Below are 15,626 nucleotides of genomic sequence, written 5' to 3' on the forward strand. Positions count from 1 at the left end.
GCACCGTCGTACAGGAGACCCCGCCCGCCCCGTTCGTCCGGCGGGCGCCGGTCTCACTCGGACCAGTCTGAGCCGAGGATGACCTCGACGAAGTCACCCCGCTCGAAGCCCGGGACGAAGTGCGCCAGGACATCGGTCTTGACGTTGCCGAAGGTGGTGGCCGGGCGGTCCTTGATGCCCTCGGTGAACGCGGCGAGGATCCGGTTCTTGAAGTCCGGCCGGGGGTGCGCGGCCGTGACGGCGGCGCGCTGCTCCTCGCTCACCGCGTGGTAGCCGATGCCGAGGACGTCCAGTTCCACACCCCGGGTGACCAGGGCGATCTCGGGTGCCATGTGCAGCGGGACCTCCGGGGTGGTGTGCAGGGCGATCGCCGTCCACACCCGGTCGGCCGGCTCGCCGGTGATGCCGTGGGCGTGCAGGAACCGCCGCGCCTCCTCGGCGCCGTCGATCTCGAACCGCCGGTCGGTGCGGGCGAACCGCCCGGTCAGCCCGAGGTCGTGGAACATCGCCCCGACGTAGAGCAGCTCCGGGTCGTAGTCCAACCCCTGCTCGGCGCCGCGCAGCGCCCCGAACAGGAACACCCGGCGGGAGTGGTCGAACAGCAGCGGCGAGGCCGCGTCCCGCACCAGCTCGGTCGCCTCCCTGGCCAGGGCGCTGTCCGGGATCCGCACTCCGGCGATCGTCTCGCTCATCTCGACTTCCCCATTTCCGCTCTTGCTTCGACGCTCTCTCGGTGAACTCCTCCACTGTCGCGCGGTGGCGTAGGCTGGCGCCATGTCCTTTCGGCCCTCCGCACCACGGATCCGGACATGACGGATCCGGACCCGACCGAGCAGGGAAAGACGGATCCGGGCACGCCGGAGCAGGGCCCGCCCGGCCGGGTCGCCTTCCTCGTGTTCGACGAGCTGACCCTGCTCGACCTCAGCGGTCCGCTGGAGGTCTTCCACGTGGCCGGCGCGCTCGGCCACCCGTACCCGACCGTCCTGGTCTCGCCCCGGGGCGGCACCGTCACCGCCTCCAACGGCGTCGCCCTGGCCGGGACCGTCGCCCCGGCGGACGCCGGCCCGCTGGACACCCTGGTGATCGTCGGGGCCGACCACCTCGCCACCCGGGGGCCCGACCGGGAACTCCTAGCCGCCGCCCGGGACCTCACCGCGCGGGCCCGGCGGGTGGCCACGGTCTGCAGCGGCGCCTTCGTCCTGGCCGCGCTGGGACGGCTGGACGGCCGCCGCGCCACCACCCACTGGCGGCACGCCGCCGCGCTGGCCCGGCGCCACCCCGAGGTCCGCGTCGAGCCCGACGCCCTGCATGTGCGCGACGGCCGCTTCCACACCAGTGCGGGCATCAGCGCGGGCATCGACCTCGCCCTCGCCCTGGTCGAGGACGACCACGGCGCCGACACCGCCCGGGGCATCGCCCGCGAACTCGTGGTGTTCATGCGGCGCCCCGGCGGCCAGTCCCAGTTCTCGACCGCGGCGGCCGACCCGCCGGCCCGGGGCGAGCTGCTGCGCGCCGTCACCGAGGCCGTCCTGGCCGACCCGGCGGCCGACCACGGCCTGCCCGCGATGGCTGCCACCGCGGCGGTCAGCACCCGTCATCTGACCCGGCTGTTCCGCGCCGAGCTGGGCACCTCCCCGGCCCGCTGGGTCGAACGGGTGCGGCTGGACCGGGCCCAGCAGCTGCTGCTGGACGGCCACAGCGTCACCTCGGCCGCCCGGCGCAGCGGCCTGGGCAGTGACGAGAGCCTGCGCCGGGCCTTCGCCCACCATCTGGGCACCACCCCCTCCGACTACCGCCGCCGCTTCGGCACCGCCCAGCTCCCACCGCGCTGACCTGCGAGGCCCGTGCCGCCGGCGGCCGGCGGCACGGTCTTTGGCATGCCCTCGTCAGACTCCACCATCACGTTGTAACGTTTTCGCTCTGTACGACGAAAAATTTTCGAAAACTGTTGTTAACCATTCATGGCCTGGCTAGATTCACTCCCGTTCCCGCGATCAGCGGGACGGCGGCGGCACCGATCGGTGGTGCGTCGCAGTCAGTCGGGACCGCCGCGTGCGGCGCGGTCCCGAGCAGAGCGAAGGAGCTCCGGACATGGGTGGCAGAATCGTGGGCGGGCCGAGTCGGCGTGGCTTCCTCAAGGGGATCGGCGCGGCGGCCGTGGCCGCCGGCGGAGGTTCGGTCCTGGCCGCGTGCGGCGGTTCCGACTCCGGCGGGGGAGACGCGGGCGGTTCCGGCGAGCTGTCCGGCTCGGTCACCGTGTGGAGCTGGAAGAACCCGGCGGCAGAGCTCAAGGCCCTGATCCCGGCCTTCAACGCCGTCCACCCCAAGGTCAAGGTGACCGTCCAGGACATCGGCAACCCGGCGATCTGGGACAAGATCACCATCGCGATGGCCGCCGGCGGCCAGGGCCTCGCCGACGTGCTGCACATCGGCGTCGACTACCTGCCCGGCTACATCGAGAAGTTCCCGGGCGGCCTCGCGGACCTCGGCGCCCTGGGCGCCAACAAGTACGCCGACGCCTTCGCGCCGGGCCTGTGGCAGACCGTCTCCCGCCAGTCCAAGGTCTACGCCCTGCCGTGGGAGGCCAACGCGAGCGGCTTCTTCTACCGCAACGACCTGTTCCAGAAGGCCGGCGTCGACGCCGCCTCGCTCGCCACCTGGGACGACGTCATCACCGCGGGCAAGAAGGTCAAGGAGGCCACCGGCACCGCGCTGCTGGCCGTGGACCGCTCGGCCTCGCAGGCCGACTCGGCCAACCTCTTCCAGCTGCTGCTCCAGCTCCAGGGCACGTTCTACTTCAACATCGACGGCAAGATCACCATCAACTCGCCGGAGGCCGTCCGGGCGCTCACCCTGATCAAGGAGATGAACGACGCCGGGCTGCTGCTCGACGTCCAGGGCTCGCCCGGCGCGCCCGGCTACGACTCCGCGGTCAAGGCCGGCAAGGTCGCCGTCTGCCCCAACCCCGCCTGGTACGGCGGCTACATGGAGTCCCTCGCCGCCGACCAGAGCGGCAACTGGCGCCTGATGCTCCCGCCGGCCGTCACCCCCGGCGGCTCGCGCTCGGCGATCGTCAACTCCACCCACCTGGCCGTCGCCGGCTCCAGCAAGAACCAGCGGGCGGCGTTCGCCTTCGCCGAGTTCGCCCTCACCCGGCCCGAGTCCCAGGTCCCGATCTACAAGAACAAGGGCATCTTCCCGGCCCTGCTCAAGGCCTACGACGACCCGGCCTTCCACACCGAGAGCGCCTACTTCGGCGGCCAGAAGTACGCCGAGGTGCTCCTGGAGGAGCTGTCCAAGCCGTCGGTGCCGACCAACTACACCGCCGACTACGCCCGGGCGCTGAAGGTCATCGACGACGCCCAGACCAAGGTCCTGCTCCAGGGCGCCGACCCGGCCACGGTGCTGCGCGCCGCCGCCGACCAGCTCGTGCAGCAGACCCTGAGGGCCCAGGCATGACGACCGCAACACCGGCGAGGGCGGGAACCGGGTCCCACCCCGGACCCGCCGCCGCCCCGGCCCGCCGGCGGGCGGGCCGGGGCGGCGGCGCCCGCCTGGCGCCGTACCTGTTCGTCCTCCCCGCCCTCGCGCTGTTCGCCGCCTTCCGGCTGTACCCCGTGGTCTGGTCCTTCGTCCTCAGCCTGTACCGGACCGAGGGCACCACCCAGACCTGGACCGGCCTCGGCAACTACGAGCGGCTGCTGAACGACCCGCTGTTCTGGAAGGCGCTCGGCAACACCGCGCTGATCCTGGTGGTCCAGGTGCCGGTCATGCTCGCCCTCTCGCTGGGCCTGGCCGTGGCGCTCAACTCGGCGCTGCTGCGCTGGAAGCCGCTGTTCCGACTCGGCTTCTTCCTGCCGGTGGTGACCGGCCTGGTCACCTACGGCCTGATGATGGGCGCCCTGCTCAACCAGGACTCCGGCGCCGCCAACTGGCTGCTCCAGCTGGTCGGCCTGCCCGAGGTGCACTGGCTCAACGACCCGTTCTGGGCCCGGGTGTCCATCATGCTCGCGCTGACCTGGCACTACACCGGGTACAACGCCGTCATCTACCTGGCCCGGCTCCAGTCGATCCCGGCCGAGCACCACGAGGCCGCCGCCGTCGACGGCGCCGGCCCGCTGCGCCGGTTCTGGCACGTCACCCTGCCCGGGCTGCGCCCGGCCCTGCTGCTGACGGTGGTGCTGTCCACCATCGGCACCCTGCAGCTGTTCGACGAGCCGTTCATCATGACCGGCGGCGGCCCCGACAACGCCACCACCACCATCGGCGTGTACCTGTACCAGACCGGCTTCCGGTACTTCGACTTCGGCTACGCGTCCGCCATCGGCTACGCGCTGGTCCTGATCATCTCGCTGTTCGGCCTCATCCAGGTCAAGCTCGCCAAGGAGGAGGACTGATGGCAGCCACCACCAGCCCCGCGTTCCGCGCGTCCCGACGCGGCCAGGTGCTGCTCACCGCCGGGATGCTCGCGCTGCTCGCCTTCACGGTCGCACCGCTCTACTGGCTCGCGATCGCCTCCACCCACACCTCGCACGACATCTTCGGCCGCCCGCCGCAGCTGCTGCCCGGCGGTGAGCTGGGCACCAACCTCGGCAACCTGGAGGAGTCCGTCGGCTTCGGCCGGGTGGTGCTCAACTCCCTGATGCTGTCGGTCACCTACACCGTGCTCGGCGGGATCGTCTGCACCCTGGCCGGCTACGGCTTCGCCAAGTTCCGCTTCCGCGGCCAGGGCCTGATGTTCTCGGTGCTGCTGCTCGCCCTGGTGGTGCCGACCCAGCTCACCATCGTCCCGCTGTTCAAGATGATGGTGAACCTGGACTGGCTCAACACCTACCAGGCCGTGCTGCTGCCCAACCTGGCCCTGCCGTTCGGCATCTTCCTGATGCGCCAGTCCATGAGCGCGCTGCCGGACGAACTGCTCCAGGCCGGCCGGATCGACGGCTGCGGCGAGCTGCGGCTCTTCCTGCGGATCGCCCTGCCGACCATGCGTCCGGCCCTCGCGGCGCTCGCCATGTTCCTGTTCCTGTTCCAGTGGAACGACTTCCTGTGGCCGCTGATCGCGCTGCGCGACCCGGCCTCGTACACCATCCCGGTCGCCCTGGCCGCGCTCACCGGCAGCTCCGACGTCGACTACGGCCAGCTGCTCACCGGCACCGCCGTCGCGGCGGTCCCGATGGCCGTGCTCTTCCTCTTCCTGCAGAAGCACTTCGTCTCCGGGATGCTCGCCGGGGCCGTCAAGCAGTGACCGCGGCAGCGCCGGAACCCGGCACCATCCGCGGTACCACCCCCGGCACCGACCCCGGCGCCACCTCCGGCACCACCCCCGTCCCGACCCCGACCCGAGAGAGGCCCGCCGTGCAGACCGGCTCCATCGACCTCGCCGCGCTGCCCACCTTCACCCCGGACCAGTGGGAGGGCGGCACGCACGAACTGCTGTTGCACGGCGTCCGGATCACCGTCCAGGCCGCGCCCGGCACCGTCGACACGACCCACGAGGTCGACGACACCGCCTGGAACGCCGCCGGGACCACCGCGGGGATCACGGCGGGGACCACCGCGGGGACCACCGCCACCGCCGGGATCACCGCCACCGCCGACACCGGGGTGACCGTCCGCCTGGACGTCCCGCTCGGCGACGCGGCCGGCTTCTGGCACCCCAACGCCGGCTGGGAGCGCACCCTGCCCGCCGACTGGTCGCCCTGGCGCCCGGTCTCCCTGGTGGACTCCGCCCCGGTGGGCTGCCTGTACGACACCGCCGGGCGCACCATGCTCGCCTTCGCCGCCGACCGCACCGTCCGGCAGACCGCCGTGCGCTTCGGGGTCAGCGAGGAGCACAAGCGCTTCGGCGTCTGGCTGCGCTTCCCGCTCGCCGCGGGGGAGACCTTCCGGCTGCGGCTCGCCGCGCCCGGCGCGACCCTGGCCGCCGCGCTGCGGGACCTGCGGGAGTGGTTCGCCACCCTGCCGGAGGGCACCCCGCTGCCCACGCCCGACTTCGGCCGCACCCCGGTCTACTCCACCTGGTACGCCTTCGCCCAGGACGTCACCGCCGCCGGCGTCGAGCGGGAGGCCGTGCTCGCGGCCGAACTCGGCTGCGGGCAGCTGTTCCTGGACGACGGCTGGCAGCTGCACGGCGACGGCCGGGGCTACGCCGGCTGCGGCGACTGGACCGCCGACCCGGTCAAGTTCCCCGACCTGCGCGCCCACGTCGAGACCGTCCGGGCGGCCGGCCTGCGCTACACCGCCTGGATCGCCCCGCTGCTGCTCGGCGAGCGCGCCGAGGCCCACCGCACCTGGGCCCGGTTCGCCCCGCACTACGTGCACCGGCTGGACTGCCGGATCCTCGACCCGCGCCACGCCGAGGTCCGCGAGCACGTCGTCCGGGTCTGCCGCGACGCCGTCGCCGACTACGGCCTGGACGGACTGAAGATCGACTTCCTGGACGAGGCCGTGGCCTACGGCGCGGCCCCCGTGCCCGAGGACGCCGGCCCGGGCTTCGTCGCCGACGTCGGCGAGGCGATGGCGCTGCTGCTCGCCCTGCTGCGCGAGGAGCTCAGGGAGCTGCGCGGCGACGAGTTCGTGATCGAGCTGCGCCAGCGCTACACCGGCCCGGCCATGACCGCCTACGGCAATCTGCTGCGCGCGATCGACTGCCCGGCCGACGCGGTTGCCAACCGGGTCCGCACCCTGGACATCGCCATGCTCGCCCCCGGCGGCGCCGTCCACTCCGACATGCTGATGTGGGACCCGGAGGGCGCGCCCGAGGTGCTCGCCCGGCAGGTCCACGGCGCGCTCCACTCGGTGCCGCAGATCTCCGCCCGGCTCACCGAACTCCCCGCGCCGCACCGCGAGGCGCTGGCGTTCTGGCTGGCCACCTGGCGCCGGCTCGCACCCGCCCTGACCGGCGGCCACTACGAGCCAGGCCGTCCCGACGAGCTGTACCCGCAGGTCACCGCGAGACACGGGGACCAGTGGGTGGTCACCGCCTACGACGAGCGCCCGGTCACCCTGCCCACCGGCCCCTGGCAGGCCCTCACCCTGGTGAACGCCTCGACCACCGGCCGCCTGCTGCTGGAGGTCGAGGGGCCCGCCCGCCGGGTCCGGATCGAGCCCTACGACGCGGCCGGCCGGCCCCGTCCCGAGCTGCTGCTGGACCTCGCGGAGGGCCTGCACTCGGTCGCCGTCCCGGCGGGCGGCCTGTGCGACGTCACCGAGGCCACGGGATGACATAGTTACGGCCGACCGGCGAAACGATCAACGCATTGGGGGCAGGGAAATGGAGCAGGAGAAAATCGGGATCACCGAAGTCGCGCAGCACGCCGGTGTCAGCGTGGCCACTGTCAGCCGGGTGCTCAACCGCAAGGCCGGCGTGTCGCAGAAGACCCGTCAGCTGGTCGAGCGCGCCATGGAAGAGGTCGGCTACGAGCGCGGCGCCGCCTCCGGCGGCATCGTCGGGGTGATCACCCCGGGGCTGTCGATCCCGATCTTCGGCGTGATGGCGGAGCGGATCGGCCTCGCGCTGGCCCCGCACGGCCTGCGGGCCGTGGTCTGCCCGGCGCTGCCGGGTGGCGTGCAGGAGCGCGACTTCCTGAAGTCCCTGCTGGACCTCGGCGCCACCGGGATAGTGTTCTGCTCCGCCAGCAACACCCTGGAGAACATCGACCCCGAGGTCCTCCAGCTGCTGGAACACCGCCCCGTTCCCTATGTCTGCATCAACGGCCGGTTCGAGGACAGCCCCTCCGTCGCCTTCTCCACCGACGACGCCTACGCGGCCGAGCTGTCGGTGCGCCATCTGCACGGGCTCGGCCACCGCCGGATCGCGATGGCGGCCGGCCCGGTCGGCAACCGCCCCACCGACCGGAGGGTGGCCGGCTACCGGGCCGCGATGACGGCGCTCGGCCTCGGCGAGGACGAGCAACTCGTGGTGCACCAGACCTACTCGGTCGAGGGCGGCCAGTTCGCCGCCGAGCAGCTGCTCGCCCAGGGCGTCACCGGTGTGATCGCCGCCAGCGACCAGATGGCGCTCGGCGCGATCCGGGCGATCCGCCGGCAGGGGCTGTCCGTCCCCGAGGACATCTCCGTGATCGGCTACGACGACGGCCCGCTCATGGAGTTCACCGATCCCCCGCTCACCACGGTGCGCCAGCCCGTCGACCGGCTGGCCGCCGAGGTCGCCCGGGCGCTGGTCGGCCTGCTCTCGGGCCACCAGGTCCCGGTCGGCGAACTGATGTTCCAGCCGGAGGTGGTCGTGCGCGGCACGACCGCCCCCCACCGTCCCCGTCGGCCGCCAGCCTGAGCCGCCGGGGGCGTACCTTCCACAACGATGTCGGAGGATACGTTGCCCCACCCCGTTCCCCGTCGCAGCGCGCCGCGCGTCCACGCCCACCTGGGCCTGGTCTCCCTCGCCGCGAGCGCCCTGACCCTGCTCCCCGCCGGAGCGGCCCGTGCGGCCGGCGAGCCGGTGGCCGCCGGAGCCGCCTACACCATCGCCTCCGGTGCCAGCGGCCAGTGCCTGGGCGGCCTGTGGGCCGCCGGCACCGACCGCACCCCGGTGGTGCAGCAGCCCTGCCAGGGCGTCCTGGGCCAGCGCTGGCAGTTCACCCCCAACGGCCGCGGCGGCTACCGGATAGCCGACCGCTCCGCCCCGCAGTCCTGTCTCAACGTCGAGGGCGCCTCCACCGCCCCCGGCGCCGCGCTCATCGAGTACGCCTGCGACGAGTCGGCCAACGAGCAGTTCACCCTGGAGAGCGCGGCCGACGGCGCCTTCCTGGTCCACCCCGCCAACGGCGCGCTCTGCCTCGACCTGCCGAACGGCGCCCCCACGCCGAACGCGCGGATCCAGCAGTCCACCTGCCACGGCGGCCTCGGCCAGCAGTGGCTGCTGACCCGGGCCGACCCGCTGGTGTTCGGCGACCCGGGCTTCGAACAGGGCGGCAGCGGCTGGACGTTCAGCGCCCACACCGGCACCGCCGGGAACAACGCGCACCGCGGCTCGCGGGCCGCCTACCTGGACGCCGGCACCGGCTACCGGATCAGCCGGACCGCCACCGCGCCGCAGGCCGGCGGCTACGACATCGGCGCCTGGATCGCCTCCTCGGCGGCCGGCGGCACCCTGACCGTGCAGGTCAACGGCACCACCGCGGGCACCGTGGCGATCCCCTCGCAGCGCGTCTACGCCCAGTACACCGTGTCCGGCGTGCGGGTGGCGGCGGGCGACACCGTCACCGTGGCGATCGACTCGGCGCCCGGCGGCTGGGTCAACGTCGACGACGTCACCGTGGCCCCCGCCGCCCCCAACGCGCCGCGGCTCACCTCCTCCGATGCCACCGTCACGGCGATGTTCGAGTGGGCCCGGGCCAAGGCCAACTCCTTCAGCTCCCAGCCCGGCGCCACCGGCCCGCTCAACGCGGACGAGCGCAACAGCGGCGGCAGCGGCCAGGGCGTCTACGCCGCCTCCTACTGGGCCGGCTACCCGCACCGCTCCGGGTTCTACTCGCGGGACTTCGCCCACCAGGTGGTCGGCGCCCACCTGCTCGGCCTCGACGGGGCCACCAAGACGATGCTCCGCTCCTTCGCCTCCTCGGCGGCCGGCGCCCCCGACCACATGCCGTACTGGGCCGTCAACTTCGACGCGAAGACCCCGCTGTCGATCGACTACCGCAGCCCGACCTCGTTCGTCCGCGAGCTCCCCGCCGCCTTCGAGCTCGCCCAGAAGATCAACGAGGCGTACAGCTGGACCGGTGACACCGACTACCTGAACGACCCGGCGATGTCCGGCTTCGTCGCGAGCACGGTCGGCCCGTACATCACCGGGCACACCGGCCCGATCGACAACGGCGGCGTCCCCGTCGCCCAGGCCACCAGCGGCGACATCTTCGAGGGCGTCGCCAGCTACAACGAGAACGGTGCCACGCTCGCCGAGTCCGGCGACGCCATCGCCTCCCAGTACCGCGCCTACCTGTCCGCCGCCGAGCTCGCCACCGCCAAGGGCGACACCGCCACGGCCGCCGGACTGAACGCCAAGGCCGCCACCCTGAAGTCCTACTTCAACTCCACCTGGAGCGTGGACCCGAGGAACCCCGGCCGGGTGGTGCGCGCCTACGACGTCAACGGCACCGCGTACAGCGACTGGGGCAAGGAGAACTCCTGGTTCATCCCGCTCAAGGGGATCATGGACCCGGGCGCCCGGCAGAACGACTACCTGGCCTGGATCGACGCGCAGGCCTCCGGCAGCGGCGCGCCGGAGAACCTGGAGGCCGCCACCTACCTGCCCGACGTCTTCTTCGCCCACAACCAGCCCGCGAACGGCTGGAAGTGGATGCGCTACGTCTACGACCGGGCCGGTGCCACGCACAGCAGCGGGCGCTTCCTCAACGGCGACTACCCCGAGATCGCCTTCACGCTGCTCGGCCAGACCGTCCAGGGCCTGCTGGGCGTCCAGCCCGACGCGGCCGGCCAGGCACTCACCACCGCCTCCGGCCTGCCCGCCGACATGGGCTGGCTGCAGCTCAGCTCCGTCCCCGTCGGCACCGGCACGGTGACCCTGCGCCACGACGGCGGCACCCGGTCGACGCTGACCAACACCTCCGCCGCCGGAAGCCTGACCTGGACCGCTCGGTTCGCCGGCGCCCACAGCGGCATCACCGTCGACGGCGCCGCGCAGACCGCCCGCACCGTCACGGTCGACGGGACGGTCTACACCTGCGCCACCGTCACCGTTCCGGCCGGTCGCACCTCGATCGTCGAGGTCACCGGCTGACAGAGACCCCCGGCCGGGGCGCGGGATTCCCCCCCCCCCACGCCCCGGCCGGGCCCCCGTGGCCCCCCCCCGCCCCGACCGGAGCGGGGGCGGGCCCGCGGACGACAGGGCTCCACCGGCCTGCGCCGGGTGGAGCCCGTCGTCGTTCGCCGTGCCCGTACCGGCGCTTGTCCGGTCGCCGGTGCTGTTCGTTCGCCGCAGGTCAGCCGGCGGGCCAGGCCCGCAGCAGGGCGTCGAGCGCGTCCAGGATCCTGGCCCAGCTGTCCTCGGCGGTGCGGGGGGTGTGCTGGAACCCGCCGGAGCGTTCGAGGGCGACATAGCCGTGGAAGGTGCTGCCGAGCAGGCGGACGGCGTCCGTCTCGTCGGGCTCGGCGAGGTGGTAGCCGCGCAGGATGGCCCGGGTCATCTGCGAGTGCCGGACGGCCGCGCTGGCGCGGGCCGTCTCCGGGTCGAGGTCCAGCTGCGCGGCGGCGTAACGGCCGGGGTGCTCGTGCGCGTAGTCCCGGTAGGCGTTGGCGAAGGCGGTCAGGGCGTCCTTGCCGGCGCGGCCCGCCAGGGCGGCGGCGGCGCGGTCGGCCAGCTCCTCCAGGGCCAGCAGGGCGATCCGGGTCTTGAGGTCCTGGGAGTTCTTGACGTGGGAGTAGAGGCTCGCGTCCTTGACGCCGAAGCGCCGCGCGAGCGCGGAGACGGTCACCTTGTCGAAGCCGACCTCGTCGGCGAGTTCCGCCCCCGCCACTGTCAGGCGCTCGGTGTTCAGTCCCACGCGTGCCATACCCGTCCTCTCGGTCACCTGGAGCCATAATACATTTGCCTAGGACGCCTAGGTAATTTACGTTGCTTCCTATGAAGCCATTGACCGAACCCGAGATCCGCGCCGCCTTCGTCAACTGCACCAAGGGTGAGGCCTCGCGTCTGAACGTCCCCCGCGACCTGGCCGAGCAGCCCTGGGACGACCTGGACTTCCTCGGCTGGCGCGACCCGCAGGCCCCGGACCGGGCCTATCTCGCCGCCGTGATCGACGGCCGCCCGGTCGCGGTCGCGCTGCGCTCCTCCGGCGCCGCCTCCTGGCAGGCCCGCCGCAGCCTCTGCTCGCTGTGCGTCACCACGCACACCGGGGGCGTCTCGCTGCTGGTGGCGGCCCGTGCCGGAAAGGCTGGCAAGCAGGGCAACTCCGTCGGCGCGTACATGTGCGCCGACCTCGCCTGCTCGCTGTACGTCCGCGGCAAGAAGGAGGTCGGCACCAAGCTGCACGAGTCGCTCACGCTGGAGGAGAAGATCGAGCGCACGGTCGCCAATCTCGCCGCCTTCGTCGCCAAGGTGACGGCGTGACCTTGCCCGGCGCCGACGGCGGGGTGACGGCGTGACCCGCCCCGCCGCCGTCCCGTACCGGCCTGCGCCGGCGACCGGAGTCGGCCGTTCGGCGGTACGGGGGCGGCCGGGCCGGGCATACTGAGGAGACCGCCGGGCCCGCCCGGCGGTGATCCGACGAACCGTCAGTTCCCTTCAGCGAGCGGCGGTTCGATCACCCGGCGGCCGCTCCCGAACCCCGGGAGGGCCATGTCCGAGGAGATACCGGGCGCCGAGCAGCCGCCACCGCCGGACGGACCGTTCGACCGCGTCGGACCGTCCGACGCCGCGGGTCCGTCCGACGCCGCACCGTCCGACGCCGCCGGAGCGGCCTTCGAACGGTGCGCCCGACTGGTGCTCGCGGGCCGCTACGAGGAAGCCCTGACGGCGACCGAGGAGGCGGCCGTACTCCTCCGGGGGCGCACCGCCGGCAGTCGCCCCGCGGACCGGGAGACGGCGGCCGCACTCGCCTACGTCCTGGTGCTCCGCTGCGAGGCGCTGTCCAAACTGGGCCGCTGGGACGAGTGCCTGCGCACCGCCTCCGAGGCGGTCCACCTGGGGCGCGGGCAGGCGGTGACCGCACCGTTCACCGCCCCGCTGGGCGCCACCCTGCTCGGTCTGGGCACCGCGCTGTGGGGGCTCGGGCGCCCGCAGGAGGCGGTCGCCGTGACCCGGGAGTCCGTCGACCTCCACCGGCAGCTCGCCCGCGCGGACCACGCCTTCCGTCCCCAGCTCGCCAACGCGCTCAGCCAGTTGGGCGTGGTGCTGTCCCGGCTGGGGCGGCACGCCGAGGCGCTGGACGTCACCAAGGAGTCGGTGTCCCTGTACCGCCGGCTGGTCGCGGCGGACCAGGCCGACCACACCCACGGACTCGCCCAGGCGGTGAACAACCTGGCCCGCCGTCAGTCGGCGCGCAACCAGCACCGCCGGGCGCTCAGGAGCATCCAGGAGGCCGTGGCGCTCTACCGCGGGCTGGCCGCGGTCAATCCGGCGGTGCACCGCAGGGACCTCGCGATGGCGCTGGGCAACGCGGCCCGGATGCACAACGGCCGGGCCGAGTCGCTGGCCGCCGTGGCGGAGTCGGTTGCCATCCTGGAGGAGCTGGACCGGGCCGAACCGGGAGTCCACGGCGGGCTGTTCGCCGACTCGCTGTCCCTGCACGCGGCGGCGCTCGCCGACCTGGGGCGGTTCCGGGAGGCCGCCGAGGTCACCACCAGGGCGGTCGCGATGATGCGCGAGCAGGCCGCGCTCAACCCGGTGGCGCGGCGGGGAGACCTGGGCTTGGCGCTGGCGTTCCACGCCCGGGTGCGGGCCGAGGCCGGCCTCGACCTGGCCGGCGGCCTGGCCGCGGCGACGGAGGCGGTCGCGCTGGTGCGCGGCCTCGCGGCCGAGATCCCGGACCTCTACGCGTCCGCGCTCGCGGAGGTCGTCGCCCTGGAGAGCCGGCTGCGCGCGGCCGTGCCGCGGGGGGACGCGCCCTGACCGTTCCGTCCGGACCGCTCGGCCCTGCCCCGCCCGCCCGTCCTGCCCTGCCCTGCCCCGCCCGCCCGTCCTGCCCTGTCCGACCGTCCGGCCCTGTTCCGCCCGTCCGGCCCCGCCCGACCACCCGGGCGGGGCCGCGTCGGATCGGCGGCCGGCTCGTTGGACCCGGCATGGCGGACGACACGGACCACACGGACGAGACGGACGGCCCGGGCGACGGTGGCTCGGTGCCGATGGTGTGGGCCCTGGCGGTGCGGGCGGTGGAGCTCGGACCACCCTTCGCCGAACTGATCGTGGAGATCGGCCCCACCCTGTTCGAGGCCTTCGTCGACAACGCGGTGGACAGCGGATTCGTCCTGGCCGCGGGGGAGCCGCCCGCCACCACCGCGGTGGTGGAGCTGGTGGGGAGCGCCCTGGTCCGGCTGGTCATGGTGGGCGGGCGGCAGGCCTGGGAACCGGTCTCCGAGGTCCTGGCCTCGCCCGGCTGGCTGACGGCCGCCGCCGGACGGCGCGCCGTCGTGGTGCTCGTCGTCCGGCCCGGCACCTGGCCGCCGGGCCTGATGGACCTGGACCCGGCGGCCGGCGCCGAACTGCTGACCCGCAGCCTGGAGTCGGCCCGGGCCGCCGGAGCGGTGCTGCACGGCACGGCCGGCTACCAGCGGCACGACGGCTGACCGACCCCCGGCCGGGGCAGGGCGGGCACACCGAGGTGGGTGGGTGGCGGCGTCAGTGCGCCGCCGGGCCGCTCCACTCGGTGGGTACGTGGCCGAGCCGGACCCGCTGCGGGTGGTCGCCGACGTCGACCGAGGAGGTGCGCCGCCCGGTGGCGAAGTCGATGGCGCTGACCCGGTCGGCCCCGGCCTCGGAGACGACGCAGGAGGTCCCGTCGCCGTTGACGGTCGCCCAGTAGGGCTTGACGGCGGGGACCAGCGGCCCTTCCTGGAGGGTCGCCCGGTCGACGACGGTGGCGTAGTCGTCCATGGTGCCCGCGACGCAGAGCCGGTCCCCGGCGGGGCTCATCGCCAGGCCGTGGTGGCGGGAGTCGTTGACCCAGGTGGTGCGGTCCTCGTCGGTCGCGGGGTTGGTGGGGAGGGTCCTGATCCGGGTGATCCGGTCGGTGGCGACGTCGTACTCGACCAGGCCGTTGAAGAAGGAGACCTGGAAGTACAGCGTCGAGCCGTCCGGGCTGAACGCGGCGGGGCGGACGGCGTCGGACAGGTCGGGGCGGCCGAAGGCGTCCAGCCGCTCCCGCATGTCGATCACCCGCACGGTGCGGAAGGTCGTCGCGTCGGCCACGGTGATCCGGCGATCGCCCTTGGTCCAGTCCAGCCAGGGGGCGTCGAGGACGGTGTTGACGTCGCCGATCGACATGTTCCAGATGTACCGGCCGCCGTCGGTGAAGAGGTTCTCGTGCGGCTTGTCGCCGGTCCGGAACGAGCCGAGCTGGCGGCCGGTGGCGATGTCGAGGACGTGCACGGTGTTGGCGGTGGAGGCGGAGATCACGACCCGGGTGCCGTCGGGCGAGAGCGCCATGTGGTCGGAGCGGTAACCCGCCACCGGGAAACGCCAGTTGATCCGGCCGCTGGCGAGGTCGATGGACACCACGTCGGCGAAGCTCGGCCGGGAGACGACGACGGCCGTGCCGTCCGGGGTGGAGTACATGTCGTCGACGAACTGGTCGTGGCCCTCGCCGGGGCCGAGCCTGATCCCGAGGAAGTAGCCCAGCTTGATCGGGTCGAGGTAGATCTCGGTGAGGCGCCGGTCCTTGTCGGGGACGACGTTGATCCGGCCGATCCGGGCCAGCTCGCCGCGCGAGGTGATGACGTCGGCGGTGCCGTCCCAGTTGTTGCCCACGAACATCACCTCCCGCAGCGCGGCGGCGGGTGATCCGGGGCGTTCCGCCGGGTCGGCGGTCGCGGTGGCGCCCGGCAGGGCCAGGCCGAGCAAGGCCGCGATGCCGAGGAGGGTGCGCAGGCGTCGGGGGTGCCGGGGGTGCCGGGCTCGGGGGAGGGAGGTCGAGGACATCGGGGGCTCCTTGGAG

Annotated in this window: 13 protein-coding genes; 10 read left to right on the forward strand and 3 right to left on the reverse strand. The window is 73.4% G+C overall.

Features of this window, described 5'->3' with window-relative positions; genetic code table 11:
- Nucleotides 1-53 precede the first annotated feature (53 nt).
- Nucleotides 54-692 (reverse strand): HD domain-containing protein, encoded by a 639-nt coding sequence (locus ADK60_RS12950; RefSeq protein ID WP_045940910.1) that lies wholly within the window; start codon nt 690-692, stop codon nt 54-56.
- 117 nt (nt 693-809) lie between these two features.
- On the opposite strand from ADK60_RS12950, the gene ADK60_RS12955 reads away from it, so the two are divergent.
- From ADK60_RS12955 to ADK60_RS12985, 7 genes are all read left to right on the forward strand, one after another.
- The gene (locus ADK60_RS12955) at nt 810-1,832 is read left to right on the forward strand and encodes a GlxA family transcriptional regulator (protein ID WP_079008311.1); all 1,023 of its coding nucleotides are present in this window, start codon (nt 810-812) and stop codon (nt 1,830-1,832) included.
- 259 nt (nt 1,833-2,091) lie between these two features.
- Complete coding sequence (locus ADK60_RS12960; protein ID WP_107084215.1) at nt 2,092-3,459, forward strand: ABC transporter substrate-binding protein; 1,368 nt, start codon at nt 2,092-2,094, stop codon at nt 3,457-3,459.
- Nucleotides 3,456-4,397 (forward strand): carbohydrate ABC transporter permease, encoded by a 942-nt coding sequence (locus tag ADK60_RS12965; protein WP_053645767.1) that lies wholly within the window; start codon nt 3,456-3,458, stop codon nt 4,395-4,397. The genes ADK60_RS12960 and ADK60_RS12965 overlap by 4 nt, the downstream gene beginning before the upstream one ends.
- The gene (locus ADK60_RS12970; protein WP_053645768.1) at nt 4,397-5,245 is read left to right on the forward strand and encodes a carbohydrate ABC transporter permease; all 849 of its coding nucleotides are present in this window, start codon (nt 4,397-4,399) and stop codon (nt 5,243-5,245) included. Before ADK60_RS12965 ends, ADK60_RS12970 begins: the two co-directional genes overlap by 1 nt.
- Nucleotides 5,242-7,224, forward strand: coding sequence for a glycoside hydrolase family 36 protein (locus ADK60_RS12975; protein WP_053645770.1), 1,983 nt, complete (start codon nt 5,242-5,244; stop codon nt 7,222-7,224). Before ADK60_RS12970 ends, ADK60_RS12975 begins: the two co-directional genes overlap by 4 nt.
- Nucleotides 7,225-7,273: 49 nt before the next feature.
- Entirely contained in the window at nt 7,274-8,293 is a 1,020-nt protein-coding gene (locus ADK60_RS12980; RefSeq protein ID WP_045940907.1) for a LacI family DNA-binding transcriptional regulator, read from the forward strand.
- A 42-nt stretch (nt 8,294-8,335) separates the two neighbouring features.
- The gene (locus ADK60_RS12985; RefSeq protein WP_053645771.1) at nt 8,336-10,756 is read left to right on the forward strand and encodes an RICIN domain-containing protein; all 2,421 of its coding nucleotides are present in this window, start codon (nt 8,336-8,338) and stop codon (nt 10,754-10,756) included.
- Nucleotides 10,757-10,958: 202 nt separating this feature from the next.
- On the opposite strand, the gene ADK60_RS12990 is transcribed toward ADK60_RS12985, so the two are convergent.
- Nucleotides 10,959-11,528: a TetR/AcrR family transcriptional regulator gene (locus tag ADK60_RS12990; protein ID WP_053645773.1), complete on the reverse strand. Its 570-nt coding sequence runs from the start codon at nt 11,526-11,528 to the stop codon at nt 10,959-10,961.
- A gap of 71 nt (nt 11,529-11,599) precedes the next feature.
- Here ADK60_RS12990 and ADK60_RS12995 point away from each other — a divergent pair, with 71 nt between their 5' ends.
- From ADK60_RS12995 to ADK60_RS13005, 3 genes are all read left to right on the forward strand, one after another.
- Nucleotides 11,600-12,085 (forward strand): FBP domain-containing protein, encoded by a 486-nt coding sequence (locus ADK60_RS12995; RefSeq protein WP_045940895.1) that lies wholly within the window; start codon nt 11,600-11,602, stop codon nt 12,083-12,085.
- A gap of 228 nt (nt 12,086-12,313) precedes the next feature.
- Nucleotides 12,314-13,585: a tetratricopeptide repeat protein gene (locus ADK60_RS13000; protein WP_053645775.1), complete on the forward strand. Its 1,272-nt coding sequence runs from the start codon at nt 12,314-12,316 to the stop codon at nt 13,583-13,585.
- Nucleotides 13,586-13,755: 170 nt separating this feature from the next.
- Nucleotides 13,756-14,259 (forward strand): hypothetical protein, encoded by a 504-nt coding sequence (locus ADK60_RS13005; RefSeq protein ID WP_053645777.1) that lies wholly within the window; start codon nt 13,756-13,758, stop codon nt 14,257-14,259.
- Between the two features lie 52 nt (nt 14,260-14,311).
- On the opposite strand, the gene ADK60_RS13010 is transcribed toward ADK60_RS13005, so the two are convergent.
- Nucleotides 14,312-15,610 carry a YncE family protein gene (locus ADK60_RS13010; protein WP_053645779.1) on the reverse strand — a complete coding sequence of 433 codons (1,299 nt, stop codon included), beginning with the start codon at nt 15,608-15,610 and terminating at the stop codon, nt 14,312-14,314.
- Between the last annotated feature and the right edge of the window lie 16 nt (nt 15,611-15,626).

Source organism: Streptomyces sp. XY431, assembly GCF_001279805.1.
Classification (GTDB): domain Bacteria; phylum Actinomycetota; class Actinomycetes; order Streptomycetales; family Streptomycetaceae; genus Kitasatospora; species Kitasatospora purpeofusca.